The 18,541-nt window shown below is 66.2% G+C and carries 11 protein-coding genes; 6 read left to right on the top strand and 5 right to left on the bottom strand.

Features of this window, described 5'->3' with window-relative positions; genetic code table 11:
- Nucleotides 1-44 precede the first annotated feature (44 nt).
- From mdtD to putA, 5 genes are all read right to left on the bottom strand, one after another.
- Nucleotides 45-1,472 (bottom strand): multidrug transporter subunit MdtD, encoded by a 1,428-nt coding sequence (mdtD, locus tag V9K84_RS19775; RefSeq protein WP_043863589.1) that lies wholly within the window; start codon nt 1,470-1,472, stop codon nt 45-47.
- 110 nt (nt 1,473-1,582) lie between these two features.
- On the bottom strand, nt 1,583-2,914 hold the full coding sequence (locus tag V9K84_RS19770; RefSeq protein ID WP_054915755.1) for a TldD/PmbA family protein: 1,332 nt from the start codon (nt 2,912-2,914) through the stop codon (nt 1,583-1,585).
- Nucleotides 2,914-4,356 carry a TldD/PmbA family protein gene (locus V9K84_RS19765; protein WP_088514700.1) on the bottom strand — a complete coding sequence of 481 codons (1,443 nt, stop codon included), beginning with the start codon at nt 4,354-4,356 and terminating at the stop codon, nt 2,914-2,916. The genes V9K84_RS19770 and V9K84_RS19765 overlap by 1 nt, the downstream gene beginning before the upstream one ends.
- Before the next feature lie 31 nt (nt 4,357-4,387).
- Nucleotides 4,388-6,190 (bottom strand): acyl-CoA dehydrogenase, encoded by a 1,803-nt coding sequence (locus V9K84_RS19760; RefSeq protein WP_338792138.1) that lies wholly within the window; start codon nt 6,188-6,190, stop codon nt 4,388-4,390.
- A 204-nt stretch (nt 6,191-6,394) separates the two neighbouring features.
- Nucleotides 6,395-10,348 carry a trifunctional transcriptional regulator/proline dehydrogenase/L-glutamate gamma-semialdehyde dehydrogenase gene (putA, locus tag V9K84_RS19755; RefSeq protein WP_088514702.1) on the bottom strand — a complete coding sequence of 1,318 codons (3,954 nt, stop codon included), beginning with the start codon at nt 10,346-10,348 and terminating at the stop codon, nt 6,395-6,397.
- Between the two features lie 351 nt (nt 10,349-10,699).
- Between putA and putP the strand changes: the two genes are divergently transcribed.
- The 6 genes from putP to V9K84_RS19725 all read left to right on the top strand — a co-directional run bounded on the left by putP (nt 10,700) and on the right by V9K84_RS19725 (nt 18,533).
- The gene (gene putP, locus V9K84_RS19750) at nt 10,700-12,184 is read left to right on the top strand and encodes a sodium/proline symporter PutP (protein WP_088514703.1); all 1,485 of its coding nucleotides are present in this window, start codon (nt 10,700-10,702) and stop codon (nt 12,182-12,184) included.
- A 128-nt stretch (nt 12,185-12,312) separates the two neighbouring features.
- Entirely contained in the window at nt 12,313-13,149 is an 837-nt protein-coding gene (rlmJ, locus tag V9K84_RS19745; RefSeq protein WP_043863583.1) for a 23S rRNA (adenine(2030)-N(6))-methyltransferase RlmJ, read from the top strand.
- A 210-nt stretch (nt 13,150-13,359) separates the two neighbouring features.
- The gene (locus tag V9K84_RS19740) at nt 13,360-15,117 is read left to right on the top strand and encodes a carbamoyltransferase (protein ID WP_043863582.1); all 1,758 of its coding nucleotides are present in this window, start codon (nt 13,360-13,362) and stop codon (nt 15,115-15,117) included.
- On the top strand, nt 15,101-16,231 hold the full coding sequence (locus tag V9K84_RS19735) for a glycosyltransferase (protein ID WP_088514704.1): 1,131 nt from the start codon (nt 15,101-15,103) through the stop codon (nt 16,229-16,231). Before V9K84_RS19740 ends, V9K84_RS19735 begins: the two co-directional genes overlap by 17 nt.
- A complete protein-coding gene (locus V9K84_RS19730) occupies nt 16,231-17,127 on the top strand; it encodes an antimicrobial resistance protein Mig-14 (protein ID WP_088514705.1) in 897 nt (298 codons plus the stop codon). Before V9K84_RS19735 ends, V9K84_RS19730 begins: the two co-directional genes overlap by 1 nt.
- Nucleotides 17,124-18,533: a PIG-L family deacetylase gene (locus tag V9K84_RS19725; protein WP_088514706.1), complete on the top strand. Its 1,410-nt coding sequence runs from the start codon at nt 17,124-17,126 to the stop codon at nt 18,531-18,533. Before V9K84_RS19730 ends, V9K84_RS19725 begins: the two co-directional genes overlap by 4 nt.
- Nucleotides 18,534-18,541: the final 8 nt, after the last annotated feature.

Below are 18,541 nucleotides of genomic sequence, written 5' to 3'. Positions count from 1 at the left end.
AAAACAAAATGTCGCGCAGTGTACCAGCCTCGTGGCCATTAGCCCTAAGCCTCGATCTCCGGTTCCGGACGACGGGCACGCCTTCCGTCCGCCCTGGATAGCTGCATGAAGATCGCCGCCGCCAGCATCGACATCAGGCCGATGGTCAGGAAGGTCAGCTGGAACGCGCCCAGCGTGGTCTCCACCCCATCGCCGCTGCCGGCGCCGGTAAAGCCGCCCAGCAGTGCGCCGGCGCAGGCCACACCCAGGCTCAGCGAGAGCTGCGCCACCACCGACAGCAGGCTGTTGCCGCTGCTGGCGCTGGCGTCGTCCAGGTCGATCAGGGTCACGGTGTTCATCGCCGTGAACTGCAGCGAGTTCACCGCCCCCAGCAGCCCCAGTTGCACCAGCAGCAGGGCATACGGGGTGTGTTCGTTGACCAGCCCCAGGCTGCACAGCAGCACGCCCAGCAGCAGGGTGTTGCCGGTGAGGATGGTGCGGTAGCCCAGGCGCTCGATCAGCGGCCGGGCGATGGACTTGGCGACCATCGCCGAGGCGGCCAGCGGGATCATGCTCATGCCGGCCTGGGACGGCGAATAGCCCAGCGCCACCTGCAGCAGCAACGGCACCAGAAACGGCAGTGCGCCGCTGCCCAGGCGGGCGAACAGGTTGCCGAGGATGCCCACCGAGAAGGTACGGGTGCGAAACAGCCGGGGCGAGAACAGCGGGTTGTCGATGCTGCCGGCGCGCAGCCAGTAGGCGGCCAGGCACGCCATGCCGGCGAACAGCAGCAGCATCACGCGCAGGTGCGGCAGGTGCAGCTCGCCCAGGCCCTCCATGGCGATGGTGATCAGCACCATCGCGGCGCCGAACAGCACAAAGCCCACGCCGTCGAAGCGTGTGCGCTCGGAGCCGCGCAGGTCGGGGATGAACTTCCACACCGCGTAGCAGCCCAGCGCGCCGACCGGCAGGTTGAGCAGGAAGATCCAGTGCCAGCTCAGGTACTCCACCAGCCAGCCGCCCATGGTCGGGCCCAGCAGCGGGCCGAGCAGGCCGGGGATGGTGATGAAGCTCATGATGCGCACCAGTTCGGTGCGCGGGTAGGCGCGCAGCACCACCAGGCGCCCCACCGGCAGCATCAGCGCGCCGCCCAGGCCCTGGATCACGCGGGCGCCGACCAGCATGCCGAGGCTGTTGGACAGTGCACACAGCAGCGAGCCGATGCTGAACAGCAGGATCGCGCTGAAGAAGATGCGCTTGGTGCCGAAGCGGTCGGCGATCCAGCCCGAGGCCGGGATCAGCAGGGCCACGGTGAGCATGTAGGCGATGATCACCGACTGCATGCGCAGCGGGTTTTCCGCCAGGTCGCGGGCCATGGCCGGCAGCGCGGTGTTGAGGATGGTGCCGTCCAGCGACTGCATGAAGAAGGCGATGGCCACCACCCAGGGAATCCAGCGGGCGGTGACGGGGTCCAGCGGGGTGCGGTTGGGCATGCTCTATGTCCTTGAGGGCCCCTTCGCGGGCAAGTCGAAGCGTCGAACCGCAGCTCCCACAGGGGCGGCGGTGATCCCTGTGGGAGCGGGCTTGACCCGCGATGGCGGCATCACAATGTCAGCGTCAGGCGTTTGACCAGCGCCCCCGGCAAATGGCTCGAACTGGTCTGGCGCTGTCCGTAGGTGCTGGTCGACAGGATCAGCTCGCGCTCGGTCGTGAGCGCCTCCAGCTGCGAGCCGAGCAGGCTGTATACGCTGTCGTCGAAGCGCATGGTGCTGACCGGCGCCTGGATCTGACCGTCCTCGACCCAGAATGTCGCAAAGCGCGTCAGCCCGGTCATGCGCGCCGCCGGCAGGTCGGAGTAGTTCAGGTACCACAGGTTGCTGATGTACAGCCCCGTACCCAGCCTGGCGAGCACCTCATCCAGCGCCAGCTCGCCGGCGGCCAGGCTCAAGGCGCTCGGCCACTCGTGGGCCTCGGCGCCATTGGCGACCTGCTCGAACTCGGCGGCGCTGCGCGCATTGGTCAGCTGTTCGCGCGCCTGCCCTGCGTCCACCAGCTGCACGTCGCTGCGTGGGTAGCCTTCGCCGGAGAACGCCGGGCTCAGCGAGCCGCTGACCTGTTCGGTGATGTTCACCAGCGGGCTCAATGCCGCATCGCCGGCATACAGGCGTTGCAGCGGGCTGTCCTTGCTGGCGATGGCCTGCGCCGAAAAACCGCCCCAGCACAGCATGCCCATGATCTCGTCCATCGCTGCCGGTGCCAGGTAGGCGCGGTACTGGCCGGGGGCGAGGGTCTTGAGTGGACGACCCAGGTACTCCAGCTGCTCGCGGGCCTGGGCCAGGCGCCGGGCGAACGCGGCGTTGTCCCACACCTGCCCGGCGTAGTTGGCCTTCACCGCCTGGCCGTTGGCGTGGAACAGGCTGAAGTCGAAATTGAAGCTGTTGGCCTGATGCCAGCCAGAGGCGCCGAACGAACTGGCAAAGCCGCGACTGATCGGCCCGGCGGCATAGATGCCCACCAGGTCCAGCGCGCCGGCGCCGTGTTCGATCTGCTCGAGCACCCGTGCGGTATCCGGCAGCGGGCCGTCCTGTACCTGATGGCTGTGCCAGGCACTGTCGTTGAGCAACAGGTACGGGTCGGCAGGGATCAGCGGCAGGATCTGGCGCAGCTCGGCCAGTGCCTGGTGCAGGCGCTCGCGGTCCAGCGCCGGCTCGCCGCTGAGGGTCAGGTGCAGGTCGGCCTGGCGACCGTCGGCAATCAGCTTCAGGCTCGCACCGGCCTGTTGCACGTCGCCGGCCTGGCGCACCCTGGCATGGTTGAATCGGATGAATTGCGACTGCTCGGCGCTGTAGCTCAGGGTGAACTGTTCGGGGGCGCGCACGTTGTCGCGCAGCCATGCGACCAGGTCCTGGAAGTTGTGCAAAGGGCTGGCGGCCATCAGGCGTCTCCTCCGAATACGTCGATCTGGCTGAACACGCAGGCCGGCGAGGCATGGCCCACGCGCACCACCTGGTTGGGTTCGCCCTTGCCGCAGTTGGGCGTGCCGAGCACCTGGAAGGTACTGGCGTCGCCCACGGCGCTGAGGTTGCGCCAGAAACCGGCGGAAATACCGCGGTAGTTGGGGTTCTTGACCACGCCCTTGAGTTCGCCGCGCTCGATCAACTGGCCCCATTCGCAGCCGAACTGGAACTTGTTGCGCGCATCGTCGATGGACCACGAGCGGTTGGTGCGCATCAGGATGCCGTGCTCGATGCCGCCGATCAGTTGCGCCAGGGACTTGTCGCCCGGCTCGATGTTGAGGTTGGCCATGCGGTCGATCGGTGCGCGGTTCCAGCCGCAGGCGCGGCTGTTGGCCACGCCGTCCAGGCCCGAGCGGAACTGTGACAGCGCACCGCCCAGCGGGCGCACCAGTACACCATCACGAATCAGGAACTGCTTGTGGGCCGGGGTGCCGTCGTCATCGTGCGCGTAGCTGGCCAGCTCTTCGGGGATGGCCGGGTCGAAGGTCACGTTGAGCAGTGCCGAGCCGTACTGCAGGTGGCCGAAGTCCTGGGCCTTGATGAAGCTGGTGCCGGCGTAGTTGCGCTCGTCGCCCAGGATGCGGTCCATCTCCAGCGGGTGGCCGATGGACTCGTGGATCTGCAGCATCATCTGGTCGGGCATCAGCAGCAGGTCGCGTACCCCGCTCGGGGTGTTGGGCGCCAGCAGCAGTTGCAGGGCCTGGTCGGCCACCTGGGCCCCGGCACCGAGCAGGCCGCAGCGCTCGATCACATCCACGCCGCCCTGCTGGCCGAAGTTCTCGCGGCCCAGGCTGCGGCTCTGGCTGTCGCTGCCGTCGAAGGCGGTGACGCTCATGCCGGGGAACACGAAGCGTTGCGCCTGGCGCAGTTCGGCGCCGGCACTGTTGAGGTAGATCTGCTCGACCGTGCTCAGGCCCAGGCTGGCCTGCCAGTTCACCAGGCGCGAATCGCCCGGCACGCTGGCCGATTCGCGGGCCAGCAGTTCATAGCAGTCGGCCAGGGCCGGGAAGGCGCTGTTGAGGTTGGGCGAGCAGTAGTCGGCGCGGGCGCTGGACACCGGTTGCTCGCGCAGGTCGAGCAGGGCGTGGCGCGCGATCTGGCGGGCCAGCGCCTCGGCCTGGTCAAGGGCGCGTTGCAGGCCGGCCTGGGACAGGTCGGCGGTGGCCGCGTAGGCCTCCACGCCGTTGACGCGCACGGTGAGCATCGCGCCCTGGTCGCGGGTCAGGCTGGGTGGTTCGGCGATGTTCTTGCGCACCGACAGGTGCTGGTGGGCTTCCTGCACATAGCGCAGGGAGAAAAACTCGGCGCCGCTGTTCAGGCCAGCGAAACGCTGGCGCAGCGGCGCGGTGAAATCGAACATGCGCGAACCTCCGGGTGACGGTGGTTCCCCCTCAGAACCACTCCTCGTGCATGCCCGGGCAGGTATCGTCGCGGGCCTCGAGCAATGCGAGGTCATTATGGCAGGCCGGTACTTCCCAGGTGAGGAAAAACCGTGCGGCCTGCAACTTGCCCCGATAGAACCCGGTATCAGCCGGGTTGCCGCGGGCCAGGCCCTGTTCGGCGCGAATCGCCTGCTCCAGCCAGCGCCAGCCGATCACGCAGTGACCGAAGGCCTTGAGGTACAGCGCCGAGTTGGCCAGGGCGCTGTTGACCTGGCCTGTGGACAACTCGCCAAGCAGGCCCAGGGTCACGTGCTGCAGGCGGCTGAGCAGTTGTTCCAGCGGTTCGCGCAACGGGTCCAGGCGGGTGTAGGCCTGGGCCTGGGCGCAAGTGCCGGCGATCAGGCGTACCAGTTGCTTGAGGCCGGCGCCACCGTGCTGGGCCAGCTTGCGCCCGAGCAGGTCGAGTGACTGGATGCCGTGGGTGCCTTCGTGGATCGGGTTCAGGCGGTTGTCGCGGTAGTACTGCTCTACCGGGTAATCGCGGGTGTAGCCGTGGCCACCGAGGATCTGGATCGCCAGCTCATTGGCCTTGAGGCAGAACTCGGACGGCCACGACTTGACGATCGGGGTCAGCAGGTCGAGCAGTTGCTGGGCCTGCTGGCGCTCGTCTTGGGTGGCGGCGGTATGGCTGTCGTCGAACAGCCGGGCGGCGTACAGGCCCAGGTCGAAGGCGCCTTCGACGTAGGCTTTCTGCGTCAGCAGCATGCGTTTCACATCGCTGTGCTGGATGATCGGCACGGCGGCGGTGGCGGGGTTCTTGTTGTCGGGTAGGCGGCCTTGCGGGCGCTGGCGGGCGTAGTCCAGCGAGTACAGGTAGCCGGCGTAGCCGAGCATCACCGCGCCCATGCCCACGCCGATGCGCGCCTCGTTCATCATCTGGAACATGCAGGCCAGGCCCTGGTGCGGCTGGCCGATCAGGTAGCCGACGCACTGGCCGTTGTCGCCGAAGTTGAGTGCGGTGGAGGTGGTGCCGCGCCAGCCCATCTTGTGGAACAGGCCGGCCAGTACCACATCGTTGCGCTGGCCCAGGCTGACGTCCGGGTTGACCAGGAACTTGGGCACGATGAACAGCGAAATGCCCTTTACCCCGGGTGGTGCGTCGGGGAGTTTGGCCAGTACCAGGTGCACGATGTTCTCGGACAGCGTGTGATCGCCCCCGGAGATGAAGATCTTGTTGCCCTTGAGGCGGAAGCTGCCGTCGGCGGCGGGTTCGGCGCGGGTGCGGATATCGGCCAGCGAGCTGCCGGCGTGGGGTTCGGTGAGGGCCATGGTGCCGAAGAAGCGGCCCTCGATCATCGGTTGCAGGAACAGGCGCTTTTGCTCGTCGGTGCCGAAGTTCTCGATCAGGTTGGCGGCGCCCATGGTCAGGAACGGGTAGGCGGTGGTGCCGGCGTTGGCGGCCTGAAAGTGGGCGAAGCAGGCTTGCGAGAGCAGGGTGGGCAACTGCATGCCGCCGGCCTCGAAGTCGCGGTTGGCGTTGAGAAATCCGGCGTCGAGGAAGGCGTCGACGGCAGGTTTGACCTCGGGGATGAGGATGGCCTGGCCGTTCTCGAAGCGTGGCTCGTGCTCGTCGCCCTTGCGGTTGTGCGGGGCGAAGTACTTTTCGGCCAGGGTGCGAGCGGTGTGCAGCGCGGCGTCGAAGGTTTCGCGGCTGTGCTCGGCGAAGCGTGGGCGTTGGGTGAGGGCCTCGGCGTCAAGCACTTCGTAGAGTTCGAAGGCCAGGTTGCGGGCGCTGAGCAGGGTGTCGGACATGGCGGCCATACCTTGGTGGGGATGGGGCCGAGTCTAGGCATGCGGGCGGGAGGTGGACAGGTTAATAGGTGGGGGTGATGAGGGGTCAGAACCGTTGTCAGGTGTGTGTCCGCAAAAAAAATCGCGGGCCAGGCCGGCCCCCACAAGAATCTGCATCGATCCTGTGGGGGCGGGCTTGACCCGCGACTGGCAACGCGTCGGTGGTTAGCCGATGGTCATCAGGCTGGCATTGCCGCCCGCCGCGGCGGTGTTCACGCTCAACGCACGCTCGATCACCAGGCGCTCCAGCGCAATCGCGGTTTCACCCGACGACAAGCCCTGCACACCCACGATCGCACCGGCACGCTTGGCCACCTGCTCGCATACTGCGCGCAGCTGGTCCGAATGGCCGTGATGCAGCACCGCGTCGAACACCACCTCGTCCTTGGCCCAGTCGCTCACCAGCTTGATGCGCGCCTGCACATCCTTCGGCAAGCGCCCACGCAAGGCCTTGCCCGGCTCGCCGTCGACGAACACTGCCGAGCTGCCCACCGCCAGTACCGCTGCCAGTTGAGTCAGCAGATCAGCCTCCGACTCGGCCAGGCACAGCACGTGCTCGCGCGGCAGGATGGTGTAGCTGTTGCGCTCGCCGGTCGGGCCGTTGAGCAGGCGGGTGACGCCGCTCTGCGACTGCTGCGCGAACTGCTCGCACAGCTGCGCCAGCTCGGCCTGCTGGTTGCTGCCGGCCCACGCCTTGAGCGATTGCAGCGGCTTGAGCAACTGCTCGCGCAGACGCACGTCCGGGACAGTGCCGGCGTCGCTGCGCTGGAACGACTGCTCGATGGCATCGGCCGGGCGCGTGGACAGCAAACGGTACAGGTACAGCGGGCCACCGGCCTTTGGGCCGGTACCCGACAGGCCTTCACCACCGAATGGCTGCACGCCGACCACGGCGCCGACGATGTTGCGGTTGACGTAGACGTTGCCGGCATGGACGTTGTCGATCACCTTGGCGATGGTCTCGTCGATGCGGGTGTGCACGCCCAGGGTCAGGCCGTAGCCGGATGCATTGATCTGCTCGATCAGCTGGTCGAGGTGCTTGCGGTTGTAGCGCACCACGTGCAGTACGGGGCCGAAGATCTCACGCTGCAGTTCATCGAAGCTTTCCAGCTCGATCAGGGTCGGCATCACGAAGGTGCCGCGCTTGATCTCTTCACCGTCGGCAATGGCCACCTGATACACGTTGCGACCCTTGTCGCGCATGCCCTGGATGTGTTTTTCGATGCCAGCCTTGGCCTCGGCGTCGATCACCGGGCCGATGTCCACGCTCAGGCGCTCCGGGTTGCCCAGGCGGCTTTCGGCCATGGCGCCCTTGAGCATCTCGATCACGCGGTCGGCCGAGTCTTCCTGCAGGCACAGCACGCGCAGGGCCGAGCAACGCTGGCCGGCGCTGTCGAAGGCCGAGGAGACCACGTCGATGACCACCTGCTCGGTCAGCGCCGAGGAGTCGACGATCATCGCGTTCTGGCCACCGGTTTCGGCGATCAGCGGGATCGGACGGCCCTGGCTGTCCAGGCGGCCGGCAATGTTGCGTTGCAGCAGGCGCGCCACTTCGGTGGAACCGGTGAACATCACGCCTTTGACCCGGTCATCGCCTACCAGGCGCGCACCGACGGTCTCGCCACGGCCCGGCAGCAGTTGCACCACGCCTTGCGGGATGCCGGCCTCGAGCAGCAGGCGCACGGCCTGGGCGGCCACCAGCGGGGTCTGCTCGGCAGGCTTGGCCAGTACCGGGTTGCCGGCAGCGAGCGCTGCAGCCACCTGGCCACTGAAGATCGCCAGCGGGAAGTTCCACGGGCTGATGCACACCACCGGGCCCAGCGGGCGGTGGGCGTCGTTGCTGAAGTCGTTGCGTGCCTGCACCGCGTAGTAGCGCAGGAAGTCGACCGCTTCGCGCACCTCGGCGATGGCGTTGGCGTAGGTCTTGCCGGCTTCGCGGGCCAGCAGGCCCATCAGCGGCTGGATCTCGCCTTCCATCAGGTCGGCGGCACGTTCCAGGATCGCGGCACGCTCGGCCGGCGGGGTGGCCTGCCAGATCGGTGCGGCGTTGAGTGCGCACTGGATGGCGTTGTCGGCGTCCTCGACGGTGGCTTCCTGCACGTGGCCGACCACGTCACGGTGGTCGGACGGGTTCAGCACCGGTGCGGCAGCTTCGTCGCTGGACGCGCAACCGAGCATCGGCTCGGCCTTCCAGTCGTTGTGCGCGGTGGCCAGCAGGGCGCACGACAGCGAGGCCAGGCGGTGTTCGTTGGCCATGTCGATGCCGCTGGAGTTGGCGCGCTCGGCACCGTACAGGTCACGCGGCAACGGGATGCGCGGGTGCGGCAGGCCGAAGCCGCCTTCCTGGGTGGCCATGCGCTCGATGGTCGCGACCGGGTCGGCCACCAGTTCCTGGATCGAGATCGACTGGTCGGCGATACGGTTGACGAACGAGGTGTTGGCGCCGTTTTCCAGCAGGCGACGCACCAGGTAGGCCAGCAGCGTTTCGTGGGTGCCGACCGGGGCGTACACGCGGCACGGACGGTTCAGCTTGCCGTCGGCCACCTTGCCCACCACCTGTTCGTACAGCGGCTCGCCCATGCCGTGCAGGCACTGGAATTCGTACTGGCCCGGGTAGTAGTTCTGCCCGGCGATATGGTAAATGGCCGACAGGGTGTGGGCGTTGTGGGTGGCGAACTGCGGGTAGATGGCTTCGGGCACCGACAGCAGCTTGCGGGCGCAGGCGATGTAGGAGACGTCGGTGTACACCTTGCGGGTGTACACCGGGTAGCCTTCCAGGCCTTCGACCTGGGCGCGCTTGATCTCGCTGTCCCAGTACGCGCCCTTTACCAGGCGGATCATCAGGCGGTGACGGCTGCGGCGTGCCAGGTCGATGACGTAGTCGATCACGTAAGGGCAGCGCTTCTGGTAGGCCTGGATCACGAAGCCGATGCCGTTCCAGCCGCTCAACTGCGGCTCGAAGCACAGGCGTTCGAGCAGGTCCAGCGACAGCTCCAGGCGGTCGGCCTCTTCGGCGTCGATGTTCAGGCCGATGTCGTACTGCTTGGCCAGCAGAGTCAGCGACAGCAGGCGCGGGTACAGCTCGTCCATCACGCGCTCGTACTGGGCGCGGCTGTAGCGCGGGTGCAGGGCCGAGAGCTTGATCGAGATGCCCGGGCCTTCATAGATGCCGCGGCCATGGGAGGCCTTGCCGATGGCGTGGATGGCCTGCTCGTAGGAGGCCAGGTATTTCTGCGCGTCGTGCTCGGTGAGCGCGGCTTCACCAAGCATGTCGTAGGAGTAGCGGAAACCCTTGGCTTCGAACTTGCTGGCATTGGCCAGGGCTTCGGCAATGGTCTCGCCAGTGACGAACTGCTCGCCCATCAGGCGCATGGCCATGTCGACGCCCTTGCGGATCATCGGCTCGCCGCTCTTGCCGATGATGCGGCTGAGCGAGGAGGTGAGGCCGGATTCGTTGTGCGTGGACACCAGCTTGCCGGTCAGCAGCAGGCCCCAGGTGGCGGCGTTGACGAACAGCGACGGGCTGTTGCCCAGGTGCGGCTGCCAGTTGCCGGTGCTGATCTTGTCGCGGATCAGCGCATCGCGGGTGCCCTTGTCGGGGATGCGCAGCAGGGCTTCGGCCAGGCACATCAGCGCCACGCCTTCCTGGGACGACAGCGAGAACTCCTGCAGCAGGCCCTGGACGATGCCGGCGCGGCCGCTGGCGCTCTTCTGGTTGCGCAGCTTTTCGGCAATGCCGGCGGCCAGCTTGTGGGTGGCCTCGGCCATGGGCGCGGGCAGGCGTGCCTGCTCCAGCAGCATCGGCACCACTTCCGGTTCCGGACGACGGTAGGCGGCGGTGATCGAGGCGCGCAACACCGACTGCGGCAGGATGCTTTCGGCGAACTCGAGGAAGCACTGGTGCGAGTGGTCGGCCTGCACATCGCCGGCGTCGTCGCCCTGATTGCCGGGCTGACCGCTGAGTTCGGTCAGGGTGGCGCCACCCTCGAGCTTCTCCAGGTAGTTGAAGATCGCCTGCTTGATCAACCAGTGCGGGGTGCGGTCGATGGACTGCGCAGCCGTTTTCAGTCGCTCGCGGGTAGGGTCGTCGAGTTTGACCCCAAGGGTGGTCGTCGCCATTTCTTATCCTCATTATTGCCACTGGGCCGTGGCTAAGCTGGCGCCAAGATTAGCCGGGCGCCTTTGTGGGTGCAACCTAGTGCAACCCAAATAATCGCGTTGAGGAGTGCTACTCGTCCGGTGGCTAAAACCCCACAGCATAAATGGCTGTTCAAGGTGCATTTGCTTATGTAAACGGCGGTTTTTGCTCCCAAATGGAGCAAAAACACGTTGTTATGCGAAATATCCGACCAGGTGCAACTTGACTGAAGAAACTGGTTGCACCTTGTTCGCGTTGTTGCATAGGATTCGCCGCCTGGGTGCAACCGTTAGCGGCTGTCACTACATAAAAACAAACGCCAGGGCGCAACAATGAGTTTTAGCAATCCACTCACGATCACGTTCGTGATCTATATCGCGGCAATGGTGCTGATCGGCTTCATGGCCTATCGCTCCACCAACAACCTTTCCGACTACATCCTCGGTGGCCGCAGCCTCGGCAGCGTGGTGACCGCGCTCTCGGCCGGTGCCTCGGACATGAGCGGCTGGTTGCTGATGGGCCTGCCGGGCGCCATCTACATGTCGGGCCTTTCCGAAGCCTGGATCGCCATCGGCCTGACCGTCGGCGCCTACCTGAACTGGCTGTTCGTGGCCGGTCGCCTGCGCGTGCAGACCGAGCACAACGGCGACGCGCTGACCCTGCCGGACTATTTCGCCAGCCGTTTCGAAGACCGCAGCGGCCTGCTGCGCATCATTTCGGCAATCGTGATCCTGGTGTTCTTCACCATCTATTGCGCCTCCGGCATCGTGGCCGGTGCCCGCCTGTTCGAAAGCACCTTCGGCATGTCGTATGAAACGGCACTGTGGGCCGGTGCTGCTGCCACCATCGCCTACACCTTCATCGGTGGCTTCCTGGCGGTGAGCTGGACCGACACCGTGCAGGCCACGCTGATGATCTTCGCGCTGATCCTGACCCCGGTGATCGTGCTGATCGCCACCGGCGGCTTCGACACCACCTTCCTGGCCATCGAAGCCCAGGGCGCGGGCAACTTCGACATGTTCAAGGGCGCCACCTTCATCGGCATCATCTCGCTGATGGGCTGGGGCCTGGGCTACTTCGGCCAGCCGCACATCCTGGCGCGCTTCATGGCGGCAGACTCGGTGAAATCGATCGCCAATGCCCGGCGCATCTCCATGACCTGGATGATCCTGTGCCTGGCCGGTACCGTGGCCGTGGGCTTCTTCGGCATCGCCTACTTCTCGGCGCACCCTGAAGTGGCCGGCCCGGTCACCGAGAACCACGAGCGCGTGTTCATCGAACTGGCCAAGATCCTGTTCAACCCGTGGATTGCCGGTGTGCTGCTGTCGGCCATCCTGGCTGCAGTGATGAGTACCCTGAGCTGCCAGCTGCTGGTGTGCTCCAGCGCCCTGACCGAAGACTTCTACAAGACCTTCCTGCGCAAGAACGCCTCGCAGGTCGAGCTGGTATGGGTCGGTCGCCTGATGGTGCTGGCGGTTGCGCTGATCGCCATCGCGCTGGCCGCCAACCCGGACAACCGCGTGCTGGGCCTGGTGGCCTACGCCTGGGCCGGCTTCGGTGCCGCCTTCGGCCCGGTGGTGCTGATTTCGGTACTGTGGAAGGGCATGACCCGCAACGGCGCACTGGCCGGCATCGTGGTGGGCGCGGTGACCGTGATCCTGTGGAAGCAGTTCGACACCATGGGCCTGTACGAAATCATCCCGGGCTTCCTGTTCGCATCGCTGGCGATCTACTTCGTGAGCAAGGCGGGCAGCCCGTCGGCTGCGATGGTCAAGCGTTTCGAAACCGCTGAAGCGGCGTTCCACGCCGACAAGTAACACGGCTGCATCATGCTGCCCGGCAACGGCCCGGCCTCTTCTGGAGGTCGGGCCGTTGTCATTCTGGCGGCTGTCACCTGACGGCGCGGGCCTGACAGGGTAAACTTCCGGGCCTTGCAGGAGTTGCCATGAACTATCGTCACGCCTTTCACGCCGGCAACCACGCCGACGTGTTCAAACACCTCGTACTGACCCGGCTGATTGCGCTGATGTCGCGCAAGGAGCAGCCGTTCGCCTACCTCGACACCCACGCCGGCCTTGGCCTGTATGACCTGCAGGGCGACCAGGCGACCCGCACCGGCGAGTGGCTGGAAGGCATCGGCCGGCTCTGGGGGCGCGACGACCTGCCCGAGGTGACGGCCGATTACCTGCGCATCCTGCGCAAGATGAACCCCGATGGCGAGCTGCGCTACTACCCGGGGTCGCCCGAACTGGCACGGCGCCTGGCGCGCCAGCAGGACCGCGTGCTGCTCAACGAGAAGCACCCCGAAGACGGGCGCCTGCTCAAGGAAAACATGAAGAAGGACCCGCGCGTGGCGGTGCACCTGGGCGAGGGCTGGCACGTGCCGAGGGCCTTGCTGCCGGTGCAGGAGAAGCGCGCGGTGATGCTGATCGACCCGCCCTTCGAGCAGGCCGATGAGCTCAAGCGCTGCACGGTGGCGATGAAGGAGACGATTGGCCGCATGCGCCAGACGGTCGCGGCCATCTGGTACCCGATCAAGGACCAGCGCCAGCTGGTGCGTTTCTATCAGGACCTGACCAGCACCGGTGCGCCGAAGCTGTTGCGGGTGGAGCTGTACGTGCACCCGCAGGACAGCCCGCAGGGCTTGAACGGCTCGGGCCTGGCGATCGCCAACCCGCCATGGGGCCTGGAAGAAGAGCTGCGCGCATTGCTGCCGTGGCTGGCCCAGGTGCTGGGGCAGACCCAGGGCAGCTGGCGCATGGACTGGCTGATTGCCGAGTAGGGCGTCCGGCCTCTTCGCCGGCAAGGCCGGCTCCTACAAGTGTGCGCGACCCCGTAGGAGCCGGCCTTGCCGGCGAAGAGGGCGCAACTGCCAACACAACGCTGCGCCTCCTACATGCACCCCCACGCTTTACGCTATAATCCCGCCCTTTCGCTGCCACCCGCCCATGAGGCCGGGGCGCACATCTACAGATTTGAAGAGGCTAGACCCTTGGCATTGACGATTCTTGGCCTGTCCGGCGCCCTTAGCCATGATCCTTCCGCGGCCCTGTACATCGACGGCAAGCTGATTGCCGCCGCTGAAGAAGAGCGCTTCGTGCGCGACAAACATGCAAAGAACCGCATGCCCTACGAATCGGCGAAGTTCTGCCTCGAACAGGCCGGCATCAAGCCGTCCGATGTCGATGTGGTAGCGATTCCGTTCGCCCCCATCAGCCTGTTCGGCAAGGCCCGCTGGCACTACGCCAAGCGTTACTGGTACGCCCCGGATCGCGCCCTCGACGCGCTGCTGATGGGCAACCGTCGCTACAAGCGCTACCGCAACAAGATCGTCTGGTGCCTGGAGCAACTGGGCTTCGATCCGAAAAAGATCAAGATCGAACCGGTCGAGCACCACCTGGCCCACGCCTCCAGCGCCTACCACTGCTCGGGTTTCAAGGAAAAGACCGCGATCCTGGGAATCGACGGCAAGGGCGAGTACGCCACCACGTTCTTCGGCTACGGTGAAAACGGCAAGATCCACAAGATCAAGGAATTCTTCGACCCGGACTCCCTCGGCGGCCTGTATGGCGCGATCACCGAGTTCCTGGGCTTCGAAATGCTCGACGGCGAGTTCAAGGTCATGGGCATGGCGCCGTACGGCGACGCCAGCAAGTATGACTTCTCGCGCCTGGCCAGCTTCGAAAACGGCGAGCTGGAGATCAACACCGACTACGCCAACGTCATCGGCCTGCGCCGCTATAAAGAGAAGGGCAAGGGTTTCTACTTCTCACCCAAGCTGATCGAGTGGCTGGGCCCCAAGCGCGAAGGCGACATCGCCGACGAGCCGTACATCCACTACGCGGCCAGCATGCAGGCGCTGTTCGAGAAGCTCGCGCTGCAGATGATCGACTACTACCTGGGTGACGTGCTCAAGGAAACCGGCAAGCTGGCCTTTGCCGGCGGCTGCGCGCTGAACGTCAAGCTGAACCAGAAGATCATCGCCCGTCCCGACGTGAAGGAGCTGTTCGTGCAGCCCGCCTCGGGCGACGCCGGCACCGCAGTCGGTGCTGCCGCCTATGTGTCCCACGCCCGTGGCGTACCGGTCGAGAAGATGGAACACGTCTACCTCGGCCCGGCGTACAGCAACGAGGACGTGATCGCCGCCTGCGCCCGTCACGAACACAAGCCGACCTGGCGCAAGCTGGACAACATGCCCGAGCAGATCGCCCGGATCATGGTCGACGGCAACCCGGTGGCCTGGTTCCAGGGCCGCATGGAGTTCGGCCCGCGGGCCTTGGGCGGACGTTCGATCATCGGCTGCCCGAGCGTGCCGGGCGTGGCCGACCGCATCAACCACCAGATCAAGTTCCGCGAGCGCTGGAGGCCTTTCTGCCCGTCGATGCTCGACACCGTGGCGCCGCAGATGATCAAGATCGATCACCCGGCCCCGTTCATGACCTTCACCTTCGAAGTGGCTGAAGAGTGGAAGACCCGCGTGCCGGAAGTGGTCCACGAAGATGGCACCTCGCGGGCCCAGGTGCTCAAGCGCGAGTACAACCCGCGCTACTACGACATGATGAAGGCGCTGGAGACCCTGACCGGCAACGGCGTGTCGCTCAATACCTCGCTCAACCGTCGTGGCGAACCGATGATCTGCTCGCCGACCGATGCCCTGAACATGTTCTTCGGCTCGGACCTGCAGTACCTGATCATGGAAGACATCCTGGTGGTCAAGGACGGCGCGAAAGCTTATGACAGTGTTGGCTGAACGGCACGTCCTGCAGTTTTGCCATGGCTATGACGGGCCGTTTCTCGACTGCGCCCGTCAGTACGCCAGCCTGTTCGCGGGCAAGGGCTACCGCGTCACCACGGTGTTTCTCACCGGCGCCGCCGATCCGCAGGTGGCGGCGGGCTGTGCGAGCGATGAAGTGCTGTTTCTCGAGTTCAGCTCCAAGGCCATTCGTGGCTTGAAGCTGGGCGCGATTCGCGAACTGCGCCGCATTGCCGCGTCGCGCCGATTCAGCTTCTGCATCGCCCATCGCTTCAAGCCTATCTACATCGCCCTGCTGGCCACCCGCCTGCCGGTGATCGGCGTGCACCACGCCTTTGGCGACTACCAGCGGCGTACCCGCCAGCTGTTCGCCACTATTTTCAGCAAGCGCCTGAGCCTGCTCGGGGTGTCGGACGCGGTGCGCGACGACATGCGCCAGTGCCTGCCCAAGTGGCCGGCCGAGCGTATCCAGACGCTGTACAACCGCATCGATATCGACGCCCTGCAGGCCAGCCTGGTGCCCGCCGCGCAGGCGCGCCAGGCCCTGGGCCTGGATGCGAAGGCGTGGATCGTCGGCAACGTCGGCCGCCTGCACCCGGACAAGGACCAGGCCACCTTGCTGCGCGGGTTTGCCCAGGCGCTGCCGGCACTGCCGGCAGGCGCCCGCCTGGCAGTGCTGGGCACCGGCCGCCTGGAGCACGCGCTCAAGGCGCAGGCCGAGGCGCTGGGGATTGCCGCACAGGTGGACTTTCTCGGCCAGGTACCGGATGCGCGGCGCTATTTCAGTGCCTTCGACGTGTTTGCCCTGAGCTCGGACCACGAGCCTTTCGGCATGGTGCTGCTCGAAGCGATGGTCGCCGGCGTGCCGTTGCTGGCCACCGCCTGCGGTGGCGCCAAGGAAGTGGTCGAAGGTGTCGGCACCCTGTTCCCGCTCGGGGATGCCGAGCGTCTGGCGCAAGGCCTGCAACACCTGGCCGAGCTGGACCAGGCGCAACGCCAGGCCTGTGCCGAGCGCATGCTCGAGCGCCTGCGCGAACGCTTCTCCGACACGGCCGTGCGCGAGACTTTCTGGCACCTTCCCCAGGTTGTCGAACTGACGGGGCAGGCCTGATGCTCAATTATGTACAAGGCTGGCGTGAGCGCGGCTGGCGCGTGATCGATGCGCCGGCCTACGCCGACGCCTGGCAGCGCTTTGGCGGCAGTGTGGCGACCCACCCGCTGGTGCTCGCGCAACTGGCCGAGATGGCCGATATTCCGGTGCGTTACCTGGGCTGGTACCAGGGTGACGAACTGAAGGCGGCCATCCCCACCTGGGACCGCTACCTGGCACTGTCCAAGGACGTGCTCAAGCGCCGGGGCAAGAAGGGCCTGTTCGACCTGGGCAATGCCGAGCTGATTCTACCGGCCGCTGCCGATGCACAGGCGCCGCTGCGCCATGCCGGGCGCTACCTGTCCGAGCTCAACCAGGGCCGTTTCAGCGGCCTCAAGGCGCAGCCCGAAGCCCTGGCCATGGCACGCCAGCCCGAAGAACTGTCGAAGAAGTTTCGCTACAACCAGCGCCGCGAACTGCGTTTGCTGGAAGAGGCGGGCGGGCAGGTGCGGGCCATCACCGAATTCACCAGTGCCGAGATCGCGTCGATATATTGCAACCTGTTCCAGCGCCGCTGGGGCTTTGCGGCCACCGGTGCCGAGCGCATGGCCGAGATGGTCGAACGCCTGCGCGCGTTGCTGATCGGCTCGGTGCTGTTTCTGGAAGACAAGCCGATCGCGATCCAGCTGGTGTACCGCGTCGAGGCTCCCGAGTGGGTCAGCGTCGAGTACGTCAACGGCGGCGTCGACCCCGAGACGCGTGCCTTCAGCCCGGGCAGCGTGCTGAGCTTTCTCAACACCCAGAGCGCCTGGGAAGCCGCGCGTGCGCTGAACAAGCCGCTGCGGTTCTCCTTCGGCCGCGCCGATCGCGAGTACAAGGACCGATGGTGCAACCCCGTGCCGGTGTTTCAGGTGTGAGCCGCAAGCAGCAGTTGCTCAGGCGCCATCGGCGCAACAAGCGCGTGGGCCTGCTGGTCGCTCTGGTGGTGCTGATCGCCCTGGGCGTGCTGGTGAAATGGTGGCTGGCGCTGGTGCTGTTGCCGCTGCTGTGGGTGGCTCACGAGGCATGGTTTGCCGATCACCTGTTCTATTCGCCAGGTGATGATTATCTGTACGAGTTCCCTGAACCCTGCGAGCGTGTGCCGGTGTCGCTGGACGGCCTGGTGCTGCGTGCGCCGGCATCATTGCGCCTGTCGGGCGATGAGACGCTGGTGCTGCAGGTGCGTGTCAAAAGCTCGCTGCTGGGGCGTTTTCGTGATCCTGGCGTCGAGGTGTTGGGCGAGGGGGTGGCGGACCTGCAGGGCTTGGAGCGCGGGGTCGACGGGCTGCGCTACCTCAATCTGACCGGGCAGGCGCCGGCGCTGCTGGCCGGCACGCTGCGCATCCGCGGGCGTTGCTGCCGGGTGGTCGAGGCTGCGTCGCTGATCGTGGTGCGCGCCAGCGACCTGCGCCAGCGACGGGTGATGGTGATTGCGCCCCACGCCGACGATGCGGAACTGGCCGCCTACGGGCTGTACAGCCAGGCCGAAGAGGCGTGGGTCGTGACGCTTACGGCCGGCGAGATCGAGGCCGAGCATTACCAGCAGATGGGCCTGGAGCCTGCGCAGGCCGCACGCCTGAAGGGCCGCTTGCGCGCGTGGGACAGTATCGCCGTACCGCGCTGGGCCGGTGTGCCAGAAGCGCAGTGCGTGCAACTGGGCTATTTCTGCCTGCAATTGCCCGCCATGCAGGCCGCCCCGGATCAGCCCGTCGCCTCACGCGAAGCCGACCTGAGCGATACGCGGCTGTTCCGCCAGCTCAACGCCCTGTCGCTGCCGGGCGACCAGGACGGCGCGCCCACCTGGAACAACCTGCTGGCCGACCTGCGTGCACTGATCATGCAGGCGCGTCCACAGGTGCTGGTGATGCCGCACCCGACCCTGGACCCGCATCCTGACCATCTGTGTGCCCAGGCCGCCGTGCTCGAAGCGTTGCACGGCCTGCAATGGCAGCCCGAGAGCGTGCTGTACTACGCCAACCACCTGCATGACAACGATCGCTGGCCGATGGGTGACAGCGGTGCCGGCATTGCCTTGCCGCCGCAGGTCGAGCCTGGCCAGGCCTGGGCGCCCTACAGCCTGTGCCTGACGCTGGACACCCAGCGCGACAAGGCCATGGCCCTGGGCATGATGCATGACCTGCAGCCGCGTGCACCCTTCAAGCGTCGCCTGCGTCGGCTGCTGCAACGTTGGCTGGCCGGTCGTCAGCCTTCGCCTTACGGTGAGAACGAGTTCTTCCGCAAGGCGGTACGTCGACACGAATTGTTCTGGCGCCGGGACCTCTGAACCCGGTG

This window comes from Pseudomonas sp. AE27 (assembly GCF_037113495.1).
GTDB lineage: Bacteria > Pseudomonadota > Gammaproteobacteria > Pseudomonadales > Pseudomonadaceae > Aquipseudomonas > Aquipseudomonas palmensis.
This window is presented reverse-complemented; position numbering and strand designations above follow the sequence as displayed.

Excerpts from the sequence above, each read along its gene's own strand:
- mdtD (WP_043863589.1), bottom strand. The coding sequence starts at position 1,472 with ATGCCCAACCGCACCCCGCTGGACCCCGTCACCGCCCGCTGGATTCCC.
- V9K84_RS19770 (WP_054915755.1), bottom strand. The coding sequence starts at position 2,914 with ATGGCCGCCAGCCCTTTGCACAACTTCCAGGACCTGGTCGCATGGCTG.
- V9K84_RS19765 (WP_088514700.1), bottom strand. The coding sequence starts at position 4,356 with ATGTTCGATTTCACCGCGCCGCTGCGCCAGCGTTTCGCTGGCCTGAAC.
- V9K84_RS19760 (WP_338792138.1), bottom strand. The coding sequence starts at position 6,190 with ATGTCCGACACCCTGCTCAGCGCCCGCAACCTGGCCTTCGAACTCTAC.
- putA (WP_088514702.1), bottom strand. The coding sequence starts at position 10,348 with ATGGCGACGACCACCCTTGGGGTCAAACTCGACGACCCTACCCGCGAG.
- putP (WP_088514703.1), top strand. The coding sequence starts at position 10,700 with ATGAGTTTTAGCAATCCACTCACGATCACGTTCGTGATCTATATCGCG.
- rlmJ (WP_043863583.1), top strand. The coding sequence starts at position 12,313 with ATGAACTATCGTCACGCCTTTCACGCCGGCAACCACGCCGACGTGTTC.
- V9K84_RS19735 (WP_088514704.1), top strand. The coding sequence starts at position 15,101 with ATGACAGTGTTGGCTGAACGGCACGTCCTGCAGTTTTGCCATGGCTAT.
- V9K84_RS19730 (WP_088514705.1), top strand. The coding sequence starts at position 16,231 with ATGCTCAATTATGTACAAGGCTGGCGTGAGCGCGGCTGGCGCGTGATC.